This window comes from Catellatospora sp. NPDC049111 (assembly GCF_040648615.1).
Classification (GTDB): domain Bacteria; phylum Actinomycetota; class Actinomycetes; order Mycobacteriales; family Micromonosporaceae; genus Catellatospora; species Catellatospora aurea.
Genome location: NZ_JBEZEB010000053.1, coordinates 22014 through 38829, shown reverse-complemented (window position 1 = coordinate 38829; position 16816 = coordinate 22014). Strand labels below are relative to the sequence as shown.

Sequence of the window (16816 nt, the reverse complement as noted above, 5' to 3'; positions counted from 1 at the left end):
GCGCCGCCGCGCTAGCCATGGCGGGCCGCGACAGCCAGGGCGGTGGCACCGACCCGGTCCGACAGCAGGTTCAGTTGATAGACGACCTGGCCGATGTCGCTGTTGGCTGGGGTGACCGCCGCCAGCCGGGCGCCACCGGGCGTCTGGATGACCATCAGGTAGCCGGCGGCCATCTCCACGATGATCGACTGCAGGCCGCCTCCGGTCAGCTCCCCGTCGACCTGGTTGGCCAACCCGGCGAACCCGGACGCGGCCGCCGCCAGCCGCTCGGCCTGGTCCCGTTCAAGCGTCGGCGTGGTGGCCAGCAGCAGGCCGTCGCCGGCCAAAGCGAGGACGTGGTTGACACCGGCCACCTCGGCCTTGAAGTTGTTGAGCAGGGACGTGAGGTACTCGGGATCGACATCGGGACGGGTCACGACGGTGCTCCTTCACTGAGTGGAGTGGTGGGTCGACCTGCACGGGCGGCCTGCTGGCCGTGCTGGATGGCGGAAAGCGCCAGGGCACGAGCGCGCAGATCCCGCGGCGCGATCACCACGGCCCGGCTCGTCGCGGCACCGGCCCTCAGGTCACGCGACCGCATCGGCAGACCCGCATCGGTCACGGCCGCCGCAGCCGCAGGGACATCAGTTGATGCGGCGGTCACGCTCCCCGCGCCGGCTCGGCGGTCCATCAGCCGCGGCGGCATGACCGCGGCCGGGACGTCGCTGTGCCGGTGGCTGGCCGGCTGTAACGCGCTCCACGGCAGCGTCACCTCGGCGGTCAGGCCTGGGCCACCGCGGCCATGGAGCACGACGGTGAGGCCATGCTCGGCGGCGACCCTGGCCACGACCGGCAGGCCCATGTGCCGCACTCCCGGCTCGGCGGCGACCCTGCCAGACAGCAGGTCGTTGGCCGCGAGCAGGTCCTTTGGCTGCATCCCGATGCCGGTGTCGGTGATCTCCACGACGACTCTGTCCCCGACCCGGCGCCCGGCGATCTCCACCGGGCCCCGGGAGTACAACGCGGCGTTGTCGACGAGTTCGACCAGCGCCTGCACGACCGGAGCGATCGCCGCCGGCCGGATGAAGACCTCGTCGGCGTGGATGATCGACGTGCGGGTGTAGTCCTCGACGTATCCGATCGCTGCCGTCAGCACGTTGTGCAGCGACTCCGGAGTCGAGTAGGTGACTGCCGTCGGCACGCCTCCCAGCAGCAGGAGGTTGCGGTTGGATCGCCACATCCGGGCCGCCAAGTGGTCGATCTTGAAAAGCCGTTCCAGCCTGTCGCCGTCGGTCTCCTGCTTCTCTGCGGCGTCGATACCCGCCAGAAGAGCGTCGATCAGAATTTGCTGGCGGCGGCCAAGGTCGACAATCAGGCGGGTGATGCCGTCGCGGGAGCGGACCAGCGCGATCGCCTGCTCCAACGCGGTGCCCGCGACCGCGTTGAACGACCGGGTCACCGCAGCGACCTCGTCAGCGCCGGTGACATCCAGCACCACACCATTGCGCGCTGCCGCAGTGCGTCCGTCGACGCCGTCCGCGAACGGAGTCGACGACAGCATGGCGACAGCGGCAGGCAGTCCGGTATGGGCCACCTCGGTGGCCTGGTTACGCAGCCTCTCCAGCGACCGCACGGTACGACGCGCCACAAACGACGCGAGCAGCAACGACAGCAGCAGCGCTCCGCCGGTACCGCCGCCGGCGGCCACGGCGATGATCGCCCGCTGGCGGCCCCAGGCCTCCAGCATGGTGACGATCTCCGCATCTGCGGTGGCGATGACCTGCCGCAGACGCTGTTGGCGTGCGTCCTGGGCCTGCATCCACTGCTCGCGAGGAAGGCTGATCCGCTCCCCCACCGCCGTGCGCGACACCACACCGTCCAGCCGCTGCGCAACGAGCAGCTGCTCGCCGCTGAGCGCCTGGTCCAGCTGTGCCCGCCACTGCGGCAGCGCTGCGGTGTCCCAGTCACGCAGCGCCTGCGTGTAGGCGGCGCGGGTCGCAGCGATCTGCGCCGCAGTCGCCGGGCTCAACGGGCCCATCGCCGTGGCTCTGGCCACTCCGGTCTGCAACATCCCGGTCGCCTCGGCCGCCTGCGATAGGGCGACTGCGGCGCGGACCCTCTCTGCGGTCTGCGCTGGTGCACCGGCGGCGACCAGGCCCTGACGGATCTCCAGCAGCGCGGCGATCACCAGTTGGTAGCGCAGCAGAACGAGCGAGAACGCCGTGTGCTGCTGGGCGTCGGTGACCGCGATCCGAAGATCTGGCAGCCCGTCCATCAAGGCCTGTGTCCGCCGGACCGCCTCCGTCCGATCCCGGTCGGCGATCTTGTCAGCGACCGCTCGCCACGCCGCCATGGACTCATCGACGGCCCGAGCGTTCTGGCCAAGTCCCGCAGGCTGCCCCAACAGCGCCAACGCCGCCGACGCCCGCTCCTGCGACAACGCGTCGGCCAGCTCACCGGAGGCCTGCGACAATCGCGCCAGCGCCACCAAGCGATTGGCGTCGATCGCCTCCCGTGCGCTGCCCGTCACCGCCACACCGGCCAGCACCAGCAGCAGCGCGGTCGGGATCGCAAGGATCGACCACAGCTTGCGGCGAATCGGCTGATTCTCCGGCAGCCACCACCATCTGGTCGGCCGCGCACGGCGACGCACGGAGTTCGCCGATGTTGCCTTCAATTCTTCGCCTCCCGATGCCAGACACGGTCTCGATGTCGGCCAGCCAGCCGCGGATCACGCGGCAGGCCATGCAGGGTCCATTTGGGACGTGTCGATGCGTTGTCGGCCAGAGGAAAAGGCAACGATTGACAATCCGCCGACATCACGCTGTGGCTTTGGAAGCACGGCCGCGCGCTCGAAACCGAAGGCCAGCATCGATTGCCGGAGGTCATTGCCAGGCGAATGCACAGGCGGACAACTGGTCGCTGGTGCCACTTGCCGGCCACAGCTCAGACCCTTGTCAGCGGATTGTCGGAATCGGGGCCTGAACCTGTCCGACATCGCCTTGCGGCGGATGTACTCGACACTTACGACAGCAGTAGGCGCGTAACGGTCCCGCAGTCGGCGCGTCCAGCGGCTGTCGCGTTGCCTTGACCAACGCTTGGAGAGCGCGCGATGAAGCCGTTGATCGTCGATAGCCACGCAGCGTCGTGCTATTTCCGCACATCGGTCGGGGGTGACGGCCGCAAGGCCTTGGTCCAGGTGACCGAACGCTGCAACCTGCACTGCGCGCACTGCTTCGTCTCGTCAACACGCAGTGGCGCGGACATGCCGCTGGAGCTGTTCACCTCTGTAGTCCTGCCCCGGCTACGGCAGGCCCGAGTCGAACGGATCACCGTCACCGGCGGCGAGCCGTTCGTGCACCCGGACCTCATGGCGATGTGCCACGCGATCGCCGACACCGGCGTGAGTCTGGGCGTGTGTACCAACGCCACGCTGGTCACCGACGAGCAGATCGAGCGACTGGCAGTTATGGGCGCGCACGTAAACGTCAGCCTGGACGGCTTCCGGGACGACAGCCACGGCAGATTCCGCGGCAACCGAAAGTCTTTCGCGGTCACCGTGGACAACATCCGCCGATTCGCCGCCGCCGGAGTGCTCAAAGGGCTGCTGTCGACACCGAACATGCTCACCACGCCGCAAGAGTTCGCCGATCTATGCGAGTTCGCCGTCGAAGTCGGTGCAGAATATGTGCTGACCAACCCGCTGTCGGCGTTCGGACGCGGCGTGAACAGCATCGGCCGCCTGGCGGCGCCCACCGACCAGATGCGGGCAATCCGCGAGGTCACGGAGCGGTTCGCCGACCGCCTTGACCTGGTACGGATCCGCTTCCCCAACGACGACGGCAAGCCACTGAGCGGCTGCGACGCCGGAAAACTGCTCTACGTCTACGCCAACGGCAACGTCGCAGCCTGCCCGTACCTCGACTTCGCGGCACAGACGCCGGCTTCGCCATATCCGGCGGACGAGTTCCTGGTCGGCAACATCTTCACCGCCGCGCTCACCGAAGAACTGGACGGCTACGACTTCCATTCCCGCTACACCGTCGGCACCAACACCACCTGCACCAGCTGCTCGCTGTCGTCGGGCTGCGGGAAGGGCTGCCCGGCAGCGGTGATCACCCGCGGTCGCCACATCGGCGGCCTCGACGACGAGCAGTGCCCCGTCGCCCCCGCCCCCCACCTCAAACTCCTCCCACTGACGGCCGTCCGGTGACCGCGACATTCGTTGCCGTCGAAGGGCCCAACGGCGTCGGCAAGACCACCATCGCCGGTCTCCTCACCCAGCGCATGAACGGCTGGCGCGGGCACGAGGCGGTCCTGACCACCGAACCGACACGCAGCCCGCTGGGAGACCTTTTACGCGCCTCCGAATGGACCCTGCAAGGCAGAGCGCTGGCGCTGGCCCTGGCCGCCGACCGCGCCGAGCACATCGAGTCGATGATCATACCCGCGCTCGACCGCGGCCAACACGTCATCACCGACCGCTACGTACAGTCATCGATGGTCCTACAGCGCATCGACGGCCTCGACCCCGACGAGATCTGGACCTACAACCAGTACGCGCTGCAGTGCACCACCATCTACCTGGTGGACCGGCCGGACGTCATCGCCGCCCGACTCGCCGCACGCAGCAGCCTGACCCGTCTCGAACTCACCGGCTCACCGGAGCGCGAACTGGAGTACTACCGCGACGCGGCAGCGTTCCTCGCGCAACCGGACCACAGTTGGACCCAACACACCGTCGACTGCCACGGCCGCCGCCCTCATGACATCGTCGATGAGATCTTCCTGCTGCTCAGCCAAGAGCGGACCCCCGAGTAAACGGCGAAAGTCCTCACGCAAGGACTCAGCTTCGAGCCAAGACGAGCCGACACTGACGCCGCTGCGAACCGCGAGCACCTACCCAGTCTTGACATAGCGCCGCCATGGGCAGGTCTCAACATCCGCTCCACGGCTCCGACCCGGGTCATGGCCCACTGGCTAGCGAACCGCCCGCAGCAACGAGTCGTAGGTCTGCGTCACCCGCTGCACCGGCACCCCCAGACTGCGAACCTGCCGATCCATCTCGGCCTGCACCAGCTCGGCCACCGAACTCGCCACAACCCGTTCCAGCTCGATGAAGGTCCCCAGGCCCTCCACCTCATCTATGCACAGCTGCGCACCGTCCCAGCTGCCGGTCCTGCGGACCTTGACGATCCGCACCGTCGGGACCATCCCCATCAACAGCAGCGCCTCATGCATCGCTGACCGGTGTTCCACGACCGTCTCCTGCTCGGCGCAGTCCAGCTCGTTGGCCCGCGGCACCTTCACCGTGAACAGCACTCGCCCGCCCTGCGAACGCAGCCGTGCGAACGACACACCGATCTTCGACATCCCGTATGACCATGACGCCGGCGCGTACGCCTGGTCGTCCTGGCCAAACGGCTCGCCCAGGACAACTCCGGCCGCGGCCAGCGCAGCCACCAATCGGCTGGCTTGATCGTCCGCCATGCGGTATTTGACCTCGACTTCACCTACGTCTGGGGCAATAGCTGTCGACATGACGTGGGAGCCTACTGCCCAGCGCGCTGCTCAACGTCCCGACGTTCCGGGCGACAGTGTCGGAGGAATGTCGGCAGATTGTCGGAGTCCGCCGTGCGATGTTGCCCAGGCTGCGCGGGTCGTGTCTAGTGAGGGCAAACTGTGCGTGGGGGCCCGGCGGCACCGGAATGGAGGCGGGTGTGGCAGACGATTCGGTCAACTTCGCGCAGGCCCGCGCGATCCTCGGCAGCCAGCTCGCCGCCTTTCGCAATGCCGCCGGATACACCCAAACCAGCTTCGCCCATATGACGTTCTACGGACGTTCATCGATCGCCAATATCGAGACCGGCCGACAGTCCGCACCGCGGCACTTCTGGACGCTGTGCGACGAGATCCTGCGCACCGGCAATCTCCTCGCCAACGAACACGACCGGCTAGCCGCCGCATACCGGGAGCATCAGCTAGTGGCCTCGGCCAACCTTCACGCCATACAGAGCGCGCCGCCCGGCTATGGCATCGAGGGGCAGCATGGCGCGAACAGCTCCGAACTCCCAACAGATACAGACGACGACATGGTCGACGTGCTGGCTCGCGTTCACCGGCTCAGCCGCAAGATCGACCCTCAGATCATCACTCTTGTCGGCAGCGATCTACGTCAGACCCTTGCCCACTACGACAGGGTCGACCATCACCGCCTCACCGCCACGCTCGTCAAACGGCGGACGTGGCTGGTGACACTCATCGACGACTGCCCCGACCCCCGGCAGCGTGAGCAGCTGTTCGAATCAGCAGCGCTGACCTCCGGCCTGCTTGGCTACCTCGCGGTAGGCAGGTCCGCGTTCGGACTCGCCAGGGCGTACTGCCTTGAAGCGTTCCAGCTCGCTGACTTCGTACCCGACCCGAACCTTTTGGCGTGGACTCGGGGCATGCAAAGTTTCTGCGAGTACTACGCCGGCGACTACCCCGAAGCCCTGCGCCTCGCGCTAGACGGCGCTAGACACGCAGGCCAGAACCCTCAAAGCGTCCGATTGACGATCAACGGCGTCGCTCGCGCCGCCGGCAAGGTCGGCGATGTCGAAGCCGTCCGGCGTGCCGTCAGCAAGGCCTACGACCTCATGGCGCAGCAAGAGACTCCCGCCGGTATACCGTCCAGCATCAGCCTCGGGTGCTACAGCCCCGCCCAGGTCGCCGGCAACGCAGCCACAGCATTCGTCTCACTGGGCATGCCAAATGAGGTTCAGCATTTCGTCGACCTCGCCATGCCCGACGTCACCAAGTCTGACTCACCCTGGACCCAGTCGCTGGTGATGCTCGACCTCGCCACCGCTCTCGTCCGGTCCAGCCAACATGACCTCGACCACGCGAGCGGACTGGCTCTCAGCGCTCTGTCCATCTCCCGAGGCCGCCCGATCGTGTCTGTCAGTCAGCGCACGAGGGACTTCATCCATGACGCCACCGTTCGGTGGGGAAGTCTTGCGCAGGTGAACTCCGTTCGCGAAGCTCTCTCAGCCATGAGTGACCCGGCATGAGCCCAGCCGAGAAGGCAGGTGCCATGTCCGGCGCCCACCCGGCATCCCCATTCTTCAGCACCAAACGCTTGACCAACCACTGGGCTCGCCCTGCTCGCCTGCCCTCGTACTACTGGTTCCTTACCTTCGAAAATCAGCCTGAGCTGCGACAACTTGCACGACACTGCCAGTCCGTACTCTCCTTCCCCTTCTATGATCTGACAGCATCAGATGCGCTGCACATGACGGTGGAACGAATCGCGTTCGAAGGCGAGATCACCAATGCGCAACTCGCCGCGGTGACATCATCGGCCGCCGAGGTCTGCCAAAGCATCGCCCCGATCGAGCTGACCGTTGGACGTTTAGGCGGCACGCCCGGAGCCGTGGGGTTCAGCGCCTACCCGCCACAGCCCGCCTCCGATCTCCGCAATGCTTTGCGTGCCGTGACAGTCACCGCATTTCCTGCAGCCCGCTTGCGTCCCGCTTCCTTTGACCCCCACGTCACCATCGCCTACTGCAACACCGACGACATCCCGGCAGCCCGCGCCGTGGAGGCGGTCAAGTCGCTGCAAGGACATGCCACGAGCCTGCGGATCACCGAGGTCTCCCTCGTCCTACTCCAGCGCCTACCACGTGCGTACGCCTGGCAGACGATCACCCGGCTTCCGCTGCTGGGAACCGACCCAAGCCGCCCGACGACGACATGACCAACGGGCGCTTCACCGAACAGATCATGACCGAAGCGATGCGACGCCTGTCGGCCGAGCATTCGCTAGACACCACAGGTGCGAGTCTGCTCAGGCTGACCAACAACGCAGTGTTCGCGCTTCCAGCCGCTGACGTCGTCATACGGATTGCCCGCACCCACAGGCCCGACGGTCGCGTCGTCAAAGGAGTCACACTCGCCCGATGGTTCGAACAGATCAACGCTCCGACCATCCGGTTGGCGGGCCCGGATCAGCAGCCGCTACTTGTTGACGGCCTACAGGCCACCATCTGGCGCTACCTGCCCCCGACGGGCCCGCTCACCCCGCGCGATCTTGGTCCGGTGCTCAAAGAGTTTCATGCACTCGGACTGCCGCCGTTCCCGCTGCCGTTCTGGAACCCCGTCGCTGACTCTCGTCGCCGGTTGGCCGATGCCGAGGGCCTCCACGACCGCGATCGTCACACCCTGGAGCAATGGTGCGACGATCTGGAGCCAAAGCTTTCAGAGCTTCGCCAGCGTCAGACGCCGCGTCTAGTGCATGGCGACGCCCACGTCGGCAACCTCCTGCGCGACGGAAGCCGCGTCGTGTTCTGCGACTTCGACCCGATCAACACCGGCCCCTGGCAAGTTGATCTCGTGGCGGTCGCTGTCGGCGAGGACCGCTTCGGCCGACCAGGTGCACATCGCCAACTGGCTGAAAGCTACGGCCACGACGTTCGCGAAGATCCCGACTGGCCGCTGCTTCGGTCAGCACGCGAGCTAAAGATGATCGTCGCAGCCGTCCCGCTACTGGCCAGTGCTCCCGGTGTCGAGCAGGAGTTCCGGACCCGACTGGACACCATCACCAACGGCGACACCTCCACGAGATGGACACCGTTTGCTGACCTACGGCGACTCAGCGCCAACGACGGCTGAGAAGGCCCGGACATGACCGATCCGAACGTGCTCCACGACGCCTGCGGGCGGCTGGGGACCGGCATTGCCGCCTCTCCGCGCAAGACGCTGACCTGACCTGACCCGGGATCAGTGCCCGGGGGCGTGGGGGACGTGGCAGAACTCCAAACGCAGGCCGGAAGGGCACGCCACGAAGACCGCGAAATATCCGTCGGCGTATTCGGGATACTCTCGCGGCTCATGAACAACTGACCAGCCGCCGACTACGACCGCCTTGTGAACGCGGAGCACAGTCTGCCGATCGGCCACGGCGAACGCGGCATGCTGCAGGCCCGGACGCCCATGGGTATGTGGTGAGCTGTCCTGGCCTTCGCAGCGGTAGAGCAGGATCTCCGGACTTGGTCCGATCCAGGTCCGCAGTCGCTCGGAGCTATAGGCTGGTGTATAGCCCACCTGGCTGAGGACAGCGTCGAGGAAACGACCCGACTGTTCAAGGTCGACGGCTGTTAGCGCGAGGTGGTGCAAGGTCGTGGTCATCTCCGCCCGTCCCGGCGTGGTAGCTGTGGTCCTGACGACGGCCCGGCAGGTTCTGACGAGTCCTGCACCGAACCTCTGCCGCGCGGTCCCGCCGTCACGCGGCTTGCGCACCTGCAGTGTCGGGCGAGCGCATGCGGCCCCCAGGCTCCGCAGCTGCGAATGGCGGCGGGCCTTCTGTGCGCTGAACCATCCACCGGCCGAAGTCTCGTCCGTTGGCGTACGCCATCTCAGCCGACCTGCGGGCCAAAGCTTCATCATCGAAGCTGTGTGTGATCTGACGGCCCTGCTCGCGGTCGACCAGTTCCACCTCCCACGCACCGAAACGGCTTTCTCTCAGTTCAACGCGTAGAAGGGACCGGCCCTGCTCATAGCACTCGCCGACCTCACGGACCCTCATTCTGGATGCCACGGCCCGACAATATCGAACTGGTGTGCTACTCCGTCAAGGACCGTCCCGCGCGTCATCTCCCGCGCCTCGATGCGATCTTGCACTTCCACGGATCGGCCGGTGCGGGGTTCGCCTATCAGCCGTAGATAGCCGCAACACAATGTAGCGGTCGGCTCGCCCGCCTCGCACACGGCTTTCCGTACGCGAGGCTGCGTAGATGTTGGAAAATTGTCGGAAGTGACCGCCCCACCTTGCGACATACCCAATCGATCATGTTCAGTATGGGTTTGCGGAGGTCGTAAGCGAGGAAGCGGCGCTGATGGGCGACATGAGGAAGTCCGCGGCAGACGGACGGGCGATGCTCGGCAGCCGCCTGGCTGCGTTGCGCGCAGCCGCCGGGTACACCCAGGAGACCTTCGCGCCAGCGACCCGGTTCTACGGACGCTCCTCGATCGCCAACATCGAGCGAGGACGGCAGAGTGCACCGCGGGACTTCTGGGTCCGCTGCGATGAACTGCTCAACGCCGACGGCTATTTCGCCCGGGAGCATGATCGGCTTGTCGAACAGGCGGTCGCCGAGGAGATGCGGCGCTTCACACAGCACAGCAGCCAGGCCCTGACGGCACGATGGTTCTCCGCACCGCAGCCAGGCAAAGCCATGAGTCTGGGCTCTCCGAACGGCAACCGCGAGGCCCTCACGCAAGTCGCCGTCGTCGCTCTGCCGCACGGACGCTACTTCAGCGGCACCGAGCTCGACGTCCGCGTCTTTCCCGCCGTCGCCGACGGCCGGGTGCTGGCCCAACTCCCGCCCGGGTTCAACAACGACGCCTTCCTCACTCGCGGTCGCCGCGGCCTGGTCATCGGCGCGGTGCACGAACGCGAAAGCGACTACCTCTACGGCTTGGACACCCGCAACGCCAGGCGCCGGCTCGCCGGTCCGGCAAGCAACGCCCGGCTGCTGATCCCCGACGCCTACCTGCTGGACGAGGTGACCATCGGTCTGCTGTGGGCCATCGTCAACTTCGACGAAGCACTGCTCAACGACGACAGCATCCTCGCCGAATACATCACAGACCTCGGCCACCTCGCCGACCTCGACCGGTCGTCGGCAGGCGTGGCATCAGCAGCCGACCTCAGCCCCACCTCGCTGATGTGGCTGGGCAGCGACTTCTGCGCCCGCCACATCCTGCGAAACGCCGTACACCTGTCCGACACCCCGGCCTTCTGGACCCGTGAGCAGCGCGGTGAGGAGGCCAGCGCCTGGCTGCTGTTCGCGCACAAGTTCCGTTACCTCGAGCAGCTTCGCGAGCGCTACCCGACCGGGATGACCCGCACGTTCTGCGTGCCCGAGGCAACCGTCGGCGCCTCGCCCAACAGCGAGCGAGTGCTGGTGCTGCTCGTGGCAGCTCTCATGGAGTCCTTCGGCATCCGATGCCTGGTCACCAGCGAGCCGGAGTACGCCGGCGTCGACGGCTTCGTTCTCGACTCCAGGCGGCGTGCGATCATCGCAAACTGGCTCGGAGCCGAGGGGATCTGGTTCGTCGACGTGACCGACAGCCGCACGACGGTACGCGAATATGTCGACGCCAACTCCTACGTCCAGGCGCACTCGGCGATCACCGGGGCCACACCCGCCCTTAGGCTACACGAGCTGGCTGCCTACCTCGGGTTGCAGTGGTCGACGGTCACCCGCCGGTGCGCCGACCTGGCCGAATACGGCATCGCGGGCCTCGCCGAGCCCCGCAGCCGTCTGCTGAGCCTGGCCGGAGCCGAGCGGGCGTGCCGCTATCTCGGCGACCTCACCCCGGCGACCTCTCGATAGGCTGCCCGCTAGATCCCGACACCCAAGGACGCAACGTGTCACAGACGCCTGCACGCGTGGTCGTATTCGGCCTCGGCGGCACGATCGCCATGACCCCGACCGCCACCGGCGGCGTCACCCCGACCCTGTCCGCCGACGACCTGGTCAACGCGGTACCGGAGCTGGCGCAGACCGGCATCAGCATCGACGTCGTCGACTTCCGCCGGATCCCGGGCGCGTCCATCGGCTTCGCCGACCTCGACGAACTGCTCGCCGCCGTCGACCAGTGCTTCCAGGAGGGAGCGGCGGGCGCGGTGATCACCGAGGGCACCGACCCGATAGAGGAAGTGGCCTACTACCTCGACCTGCGCTACAGCGGACCAAACCCGGTCGTGGTGACTGGTGCCATGCGCAACCCGGCCATGGCCGGTGCCGACGGACCGGCCAACCTGTTGGCAGCGATCCTCACCGCGGCCGCGCCGACCGCACGCGGACACGGCGTCCTGGTCGCCCTGAACGACGAGATCCACCTCGCGTCCCAGGTCCGCAAGACGCACACGACCGCGACCTCCGCGTTCGGGTCACCCAACAGCAGCGCGTATGCATTGCTCGTTGAAGGTCAGCCGCGCTGGCTGCACCGGCCCTCGACACGGCTGACTGTGCCGTATGCCGACTCCGGCCGTACCGGTCGGCGGCCCGTGGTCGCGGTCCACACCGCTATGCTCGACGACGAACCCACCCTCGTCGATGGCATCGAAGAACGGGTCGACGGGCTCATCGTTGCCGGTATGGGCGTCGGCCACGTGCACGCCGCACTCGTCGAACCGCTGGCCAAAGCCGCAGCACGCATACCCGTGATCTTGTCTTCCCGGATCGGGCGCGGACCATCGCTCACCAGGACCTATGCCTTCAAAGGCAGCGAACGCGACCTCATCGAGCACGGCCTGATCAGCGCAGGTTTCCTCGACCCGCTCAAGGCCCGCATCCTGCTGCGGACCCTGCTCAGCTCCTACGCCACCCTGGCGCAGACCAAGCAAGCATTCGCCGCGGCCGGGAACACCGCCGACATCCCGTGGCCCTGGCCGCAGACCGGAGAAGCCTGATGCACAGCGCACAGCTACAGATCGGCCGCACCTTCGGCGTGACCTTCGACAACGGCGAAGACTTCTTCACCGCCCTGGCAGAGTTCTGCGCAGCCAACGACGTCCGGCAAGGCATCATCCCCAGCTTCATCGCCGGCTTCGCCGAGGCAAAGCTCGTCGGTACCTGCGGCAAGATTGAAAATCCTGCTGCGCCGCTGTGGGACTCCGTGCACCTCACCAACGCCGAGGTCCTCGGAGCCGGCACCGTCGCCTACGACCCAGAAAACGACACGATTTCCCCCCACATCCACGTCGCACTCGGACTCAAGGAGCGCAGCGCCGTCGGCCACACCAGCCACCTGCTCGAAGCGCAGGTCTTGTTCCTCACCGAGATGACCTTCGTCGAGGTGCTCGCACCGGACATGCGCCGCCACCGCAACCCGGACCTCTACGACGTGCCACTGCTCACCTTCGGTACCCAGTAGGGCTAGCTCCATGCTCCACGTTGCGCGAGCACCGGTGACGTCCCTGCCGTCCGCGCTGCCTTGGCGAGCGTGCCGGTTGCGCTCCTGACGCCGGGTCGCGGAAAAGGCCAGGGCACGCTGACAGTCCGCCCAGAGGGCTCCTTGACGGAGCGAGAGAGGACGACCATGACGATTAAGCACGCTACGGCGGGCGCGTTCGTATTTACTCATGTCAGCGGCTTCTGGACGCTGGGATTGATCCTTCACCCGAGACTGGACCGGTGGATGATCCCCGGCGGACACGTGGAGCTTGACGAGAACGTCGAGGCGGCCGCGCGTCGGGAGATCCTGGAGGAGACTGGGGTGGAAGTATCGGTGTTGCCGACGCCAGCGGCGTTGCCGTTGCCGTCCGGTTATCCGCACCCGACCGTGGCGGCCGCGTGGTGGATCACCGAGGTGCAGGTGTCGGCAGATAGCCACGTCACCGAGCCGCACGTGCACATCGACCACCAGTACGTGGCCATCGCCGCCGACATCACGCCCCAGTGCACGCCCGCGCACGAGGTTCACTGGTTCAGCCGCGACGAGCTGCAGTCGGTGGCGATGTTCGAAGACACCCGGATCCTGGCCAAAGCGCTGTTCGACTGTATCGATGATCTCGCAGCCGGCGCGAGCCGCAGCTGCTCGCCATGGCGCTGGCGCGTTGATGGGGTCATTGCTATGCACCAGCCGGCACTTCGGCGTGCGCAGATTACCGAAGCTGGGACGTCGATCAGGCGATACCGAGCGCTACACCGGCACCTGTCACAGTCATGATCTTCCGTACCTGCGCAGTCACGTTCACCACTTCCAGCTGACGGCCTCGCGCGCAGGCAAAGGCAGCGGCTTGCAGTAGGACCGCCAGCCCGTGCGCGTCGATGAACCGCAGCTGGCCGAGGTCCAGACGGGCGCGGCCGCACCCAGCCCCGATCGCCGCGTGCAGCCGCGCGCCGGCCGCATCAGCGGTCCACAGGTCGAGCTCACCCGCGACTTTGATCATTGTGCTGTCGGCAGTCACCGTCACACCGGCAGCGTGCCCCGAATCGTCTGCCATATCTCAGTGTCCCGCAGCAGGCCCGGGGGTTCGTCCCCCAGCAGGCCGAGTGCATGGTCCGCCCATCCGACCTCCCATCGGCTGCGCGCGCCGATCTGTGAGCCAGCCGGTCCTCGTTGCCCACCGATGACAACCACCGAGCATCCTTGGAACATGTGCCCGAGGACAGTTCAACCGCCACCGCGGCCGTGACGTGGTCCCAGCGGATTCAGGACCCGGCTCAAGGTGTGCAGCCACGGCGGCGACCACCTGCGTATCAGCGCCGCCTGCTGCTCGACCGCGTCGACCTGCTTCTTTGCTGGGGGATGTTGATCGTGGCCCGGCAGTCGGGGAAGGCGCTGCAAGCCAGAAAAGGACCATGGACGCTGGTCCGCGGCACCATGACACCGAGGCCGCACCGGGCGCATGCCTGGACCGAGGAAGCGACAACGTCACCAGTGGCGGGGTCGACCTCAACGGGCTCGACCTGGGCGTCCCTGAGGAGCTCCGTGACGAACACCGACTCCCGTTCGTGCACTGAGATCAACACGGCCTGGCGGCGGGCCCGGGTCAATGCCACGTAGAACAGCCGGCGCTCTTCTGCGTGCGGATAGGGATCCGGTGCAGCCATGGCCAGGTTGAGCACCGGATCGTCGACTACTTCGGAAGGAAATCCCAGCCTGCCCGCGTCATGTTGGGCATGATCACATAGTCGGCTTCCAGGCCTTTGGCACCGTGGACCGTCTTGAAGATCACGTTCAGGCCCGAGGGATGCTGCTCGTGCACGAACTTGTCGTCATGCCGGTACCGACCAAGGATCAGCACCGAGGTCGGCCTGCCGGCCCCAACGCTGACGTGGCCAGCTGTGCTGATGCGGTCCAGTTCCGCTGCGACAGCAGCTCGGACGGCGGCGACAGCGTTGCCGGCGGCGTAGAGCAACCGGACGCGGTCGCCACCGGGTCCCGCAGAGGCTTTGACGGCCTTGGGGATCTGGCGGTCGTTCTTGGCAACGAACGCGCTCGACACGTCGCAGATCTCCTGCGTGCAGCGAAACGTCGTTGACAGCCGCAGCACCGGCCCCGGACCGAACCATTGCTTGTGCTCACGCATGATCGTGATGTCGGCGCCGGCGAACCGGTTGATCGCCTGCCAGTCATCGCCGACGGTCAGCAGGAACCGGCCCGGCTGGCCGACCAGTGCCCCCACGATACGGGCGCGGGCCTGGCTGGTGTCCTGGAACTCGTCGACCAAGACCATGTCGTAGGGCAACCGCGCGGCACCGCTTTCGAGCATCTGCGCTGCGGTGACCAGCATGTCTTCGAAGTCAACGCTGCCTTCGTCGGCCAGGGCCTGCTGCCAGGCCCGGTGGACCGGCCAGTACAGCGACAGGAAGTGTCTCGTGCGGGCGGTGTTGAGCGCCGACGTGGCTAGAAGCTTCGCCTCGACGGCGGCCTCGGTCAGGTCGCCTGCTTTGACGTGCGCCATGAAGGTGCGCAGCAGTCTTGCCATGTCCTCGTGCGACGCCGGGACCGCTTCCTTGTCCATGATCGGCCGGTCGGGGTTCCAGTCCAGGATCACACCGGCCGCTGTCAGCTGCTTCCCGAACGCCACGAGGCCGTCCGCGCCCATGATCGACGCCCACGTCGTTTCGATCAGGTGCGTACCGGTGGCCTGGTGCAACTCGCGCTTCAAGGCCATGCCCTCGGCGTAGCCGTCGAAGTCCGCTGGCGGCTGTCCGTTGGCGTCCAGCGCCCAGTGCTCGTGCCAGACATCGACCGAAGGGTAGTAGAAGTCTGGGTGGTACTGGCTTCGATCGGCGGTGGCCGTGTCGACGACGAACGGCCGCTCATATTCGAAGTCGATCCCGTTGAGGTACAGGAAGTCCGCGATGATCTTCTCACCTTGGCTGCGGACCTGATGGCCGGAGAACGTCCGATGCCGGACGGTCTTCGTGCCGCCGTCCCACACGTCTCCGCTGGTGCCCTTCGGATTGTCACTGGTCCGCGCGTACAGCAGCCGGTACGTGTCGTAGGCGTAGCGGAACCGCTCGGAGGAGTCGCGCAACCGGTCCACGATCTGCAGGATCTTGTCCTGGCCTTGGCGGCCGTCGACCCAAGACGCGGCCCTCGGCTTACGGCCGGTGGCCTGACCGATCACCGCCAGCCCGAACGCATGAAACGTCGACGCCGTGACACCGTCCGCACGCAGACCAACGCCGGTCAGCCGCCGTTGCAGGCGCTGCTGCAGCTCCTTGGCCGCATCCTGGTTGAACGCCAACAGCAGGATCCGTTCAGGGGCAACGAACCCGCGGGCGATGGCGTACGCGGTCCGAGCCACCATCACCGACGTCTTGCCCGACCCGGCCGCCGCCACCACCCTCACCCGGTTATCCATACAGATCACCTCCGGCCGGTTCGACGGGCGCGGCACTAGGCAGGTGAGACCACGTCGTCGCCGTCGTACGCCTACCCGAAACACAGCCAGATTGGCGATCTGCGCGTCGCAGCGTTTCGGACTGGAGCCAGAGAGCGGCACCCCGTCGAGCTGGGTGGACACCAGCCGTGTTGGGCGATGTTGGGTCGTGTTGGGTGACCAGCGCCTTGCCAACACGTCAAGCCGAGCCGCTACGGAGCCTTTTACGGGATGAAGCCAATCAAGAACCGCTCAGGGGGTTCCCAGCATGCCCACCGCAAGTTCAGACCTGACTAGCCGATCCTCGCCTCCATCCGGTCCCGCCCTTCGGCGAGGCAGCCGACTGGCAGTTTCCCACGCGCAGACCGACACACCTCCGCTCGAAGCCCGAACCCCACCTTCGCTACCTGCGCTTGTTACTGCTGTCGGAGACCTAATTGCACGCCAGCTTGA

The 16816-nt window shown here is 66.6% G+C and carries 17 protein-coding genes; 10 read left to right on the top strand and 7 right to left on the bottom strand.

All coding sequences use genetic code 11. The features are described 5' to 3' along the window. Positions 1-11: 11 nt before the first annotated feature. Together AB0B66_RS39175 and AB0B66_RS39170 are read right to left on the bottom strand one after the other, a co-directional pair. Positions 12-416, bottom strand: a complete 405-nt coding sequence (locus AB0B66_RS39175; RefSeq protein WP_360539897.1) for a roadblock/LC7 domain-containing protein — start codon at positions 414-416, stop codon at positions 12-14. Continuing rightward, positions 413-2656, bottom strand: a complete 2244-nt coding sequence (locus AB0B66_RS39170; protein WP_360539895.1) for a nitrate- and nitrite sensing domain-containing protein — start codon at positions 2654-2656, stop codon at positions 413-415. Before AB0B66_RS39170 ends, AB0B66_RS39175 begins: the two co-directional genes overlap by 4 nt. Before the next feature lie 435 nt (positions 2657-3091). On the opposite strand from AB0B66_RS39170, the gene AB0B66_RS39165 reads away from it, so the two are divergent. Both AB0B66_RS39165 and tmk read left to right on the top strand, forming a co-directional pair. Beyond that, positions 3092-4192, top strand: a complete 1101-nt coding sequence (locus tag AB0B66_RS39165) for a radical SAM protein (RefSeq protein WP_360539893.1) — start codon at positions 3092-3094, stop codon at positions 4190-4192. After that, positions 4189-4800: a dTMP kinase gene (gene tmk / locus AB0B66_RS39160; protein ID WP_360539891.1), complete on the top strand. Its 612-nt coding sequence runs from the start codon at positions 4189-4191 to the stop codon at positions 4798-4800. Before AB0B66_RS39165 ends, tmk begins: the two co-directional genes overlap by 4 nt. Before the next feature lie 159 nt (positions 4801-4959). On the opposite strand, the gene AB0B66_RS39155 is transcribed toward tmk, so the two are convergent. Then, the gene (locus AB0B66_RS39155; protein ID WP_360539890.1) at positions 4960-5520 is read right to left on the bottom strand and encodes a CYTH domain-containing protein; all 561 of its coding nucleotides are present in this window, start codon (positions 5518-5520) and stop codon (positions 4960-4962) included. A 179-nt stretch (positions 5521-5699) separates the two neighbouring features. On the opposite strand from AB0B66_RS39155, the gene AB0B66_RS39150 reads away from it, so the two are divergent. Genes AB0B66_RS39150 through AB0B66_RS39140 form a run of 3 tightly spaced genes read left to right on the top strand, consistent with a single transcriptional unit; the run spans position 5700 to position 8628 of the window. Continuing rightward, on the top strand, positions 5700-7028 hold the full coding sequence (locus AB0B66_RS39150) for a helix-turn-helix transcriptional regulator (RefSeq protein WP_360539888.1): 1329 nt from the start codon (positions 5700-5702) through the stop codon (positions 7026-7028). Beyond that, positions 7025-7714, top strand: a complete 690-nt coding sequence (locus tag AB0B66_RS39145; RefSeq protein ID WP_360539886.1) for a 2'-5' RNA ligase family protein — start codon at positions 7025-7027, stop codon at positions 7712-7714. The genes AB0B66_RS39150 and AB0B66_RS39145 overlap by 4 nt, the downstream gene beginning before the upstream one ends. Then, the gene (locus AB0B66_RS39140) at positions 7711-8628 is read left to right on the top strand and encodes a phosphotransferase (RefSeq protein ID WP_360539884.1); all 918 of its coding nucleotides are present in this window, start codon (positions 7711-7713) and stop codon (positions 8626-8628) included. Before AB0B66_RS39145 ends, AB0B66_RS39140 begins: the two co-directional genes overlap by 4 nt. A 108-nt stretch (positions 8629-8736) precedes the next feature. Here the strand turns inward: AB0B66_RS39140 and AB0B66_RS39135 are convergent, their stop codons facing one another. Then, entirely contained in the window at positions 8737-9144 is a 408-nt protein-coding gene (locus tag AB0B66_RS39135) for a hypothetical protein (protein ID WP_360539882.1), read from the bottom strand. Positions 9145-9851: 707 nt separating this feature from the next. Between AB0B66_RS39135 and AB0B66_RS39130 the strand changes: the two genes are divergently transcribed. The 4 genes from AB0B66_RS39130 (at position 9852) to AB0B66_RS39115 (ending at position 13695) form a co-directional block, all read left to right on the top strand. Then, a complete protein-coding gene (locus tag AB0B66_RS39130) occupies positions 9852-11354 on the top strand; it encodes a helix-turn-helix domain-containing protein (protein ID WP_360539880.1) in 1503 nt (500 codons plus the stop codon). Positions 11355-11389: 35 nt separating this feature from the next. After that, entirely contained in the window at positions 11390-12436 is a 1047-nt protein-coding gene (locus AB0B66_RS39125) for an asparaginase (protein WP_360539878.1), read from the top strand. Beyond that, the gene (locus AB0B66_RS39120) at positions 12436-12900 is read left to right on the top strand and encodes a DUF296 domain-containing protein (protein WP_360539876.1); all 465 of its coding nucleotides are present in this window, start codon (positions 12436-12438) and stop codon (positions 12898-12900) included. Before AB0B66_RS39125 ends, AB0B66_RS39120 begins: the two co-directional genes overlap by 1 nt. Positions 12901-13065: 165 nt before the next feature. Continuing rightward, positions 13066-13695, top strand: coding sequence for an NUDIX domain-containing protein (locus tag AB0B66_RS39115; RefSeq protein WP_360539874.1), 630 nt, complete (start codon positions 13066-13068; stop codon positions 13693-13695). Here AB0B66_RS39115 and AB0B66_RS39110 read toward each other — a convergent pair. Both AB0B66_RS39110 and AB0B66_RS39105 read right to left on the bottom strand, forming a co-directional pair. Further along, the gene (locus AB0B66_RS39110; RefSeq protein ID WP_360539872.1) at positions 13652-13942 is read right to left on the bottom strand and encodes an STAS domain-containing protein; all 291 of its coding nucleotides are present in this window, start codon (positions 13940-13942) and stop codon (positions 13652-13654) included. The two genes, AB0B66_RS39115 and AB0B66_RS39110, sit on opposite strands and share 44 nt — an antisense overlap. Before the next feature lie 286 nt (positions 13943-14228). Continuing rightward, positions 14229-14354: a hypothetical protein gene (locus AB0B66_RS39105; RefSeq protein WP_360539932.1), complete on the bottom strand. Its 126-nt coding sequence runs from the start codon at positions 14352-14354 to the stop codon at positions 14229-14231. Here AB0B66_RS39105 and AB0B66_RS39100 point away from each other — a divergent pair. Then, positions 14331-14492, top strand: a complete 162-nt coding sequence (locus AB0B66_RS39100) for a hypothetical protein (protein WP_360539934.1) — start codon at positions 14331-14333, stop codon at positions 14490-14492. The two genes, AB0B66_RS39105 and AB0B66_RS39100, sit on opposite strands and share 24 nt — an antisense overlap. Before the next feature lie 116 nt (positions 14493-14608). Here AB0B66_RS39100 and AB0B66_RS39095 read toward each other — a convergent pair whose 3' ends face one another. Beyond that, positions 14609-16345, bottom strand: coding sequence for a UvrD-helicase domain-containing protein (locus AB0B66_RS39095; protein ID WP_360539870.1), 1737 nt, complete (start codon positions 16343-16345; stop codon positions 14609-14611). Between the last annotated feature and the right edge of the window lie 471 nt (positions 16346-16816).

Coding starts and splice junctions, on each gene's coding strand:
- AB0B66_RS39165 (WP_360539893.1), top strand. CDS start 3,092: ATGAAGCCGTTGATCGTCGATAGCCACGCAGCGTCGTGCTATTTCCGC.
- AB0B66_RS39155 (WP_360539890.1), bottom strand. CDS start 5,520: ATGTCGACAGCTATTGCCCCAGACGTAGGTGAAGTCGAGGTCAAATAC.
- AB0B66_RS39145 (WP_360539886.1), top strand. CDS start 7,025: ATGAGCCCAGCCGAGAAGGCAGGTGCCATGTCCGGCGCCCACCCGGCA.
- AB0B66_RS39140 (WP_360539884.1), top strand. CDS start 7,711: ATGACCAACGGGCGCTTCACCGAACAGATCATGACCGAAGCGATGCGA.
- AB0B66_RS39135 (WP_360539882.1), bottom strand. CDS start 9,144: ATGACCACGACCTTGCACCACCTCGCGCTAACAGCCGTCGACCTTGAA.
- AB0B66_RS39130 (WP_360539880.1), top strand. CDS start 9,852: ATGGGCGACATGAGGAAGTCCGCGGCAGACGGACGGGCGATGCTCGGC.
- AB0B66_RS39120 (WP_360539876.1), top strand. CDS start 12,436: ATGCACAGCGCACAGCTACAGATCGGCCGCACCTTCGGCGTGACCTTC.
- AB0B66_RS39115 (WP_360539874.1), top strand. CDS start 13,066: ATGACGATTAAGCACGCTACGGCGGGCGCGTTCGTATTTACTCATGTC.
- AB0B66_RS39100 (WP_360539934.1), top strand. CDS start 14,331: ATGGACGCTGGTCCGCGGCACCATGACACCGAGGCCGCACCGGGCGCA.
- AB0B66_RS39105 (WP_360539932.1), bottom strand. CDS start 14,354: ATGGTGCCGCGGACCAGCGTCCATGGTCCTTTTCTGGCTTGCAGCGCC.
- AB0B66_RS39095 (WP_360539870.1), bottom strand. CDS start 16,345: ATGGATAACCGGGTGAGGGTGGTGGCGGCGGCCGGGTCGGGCAAGACG.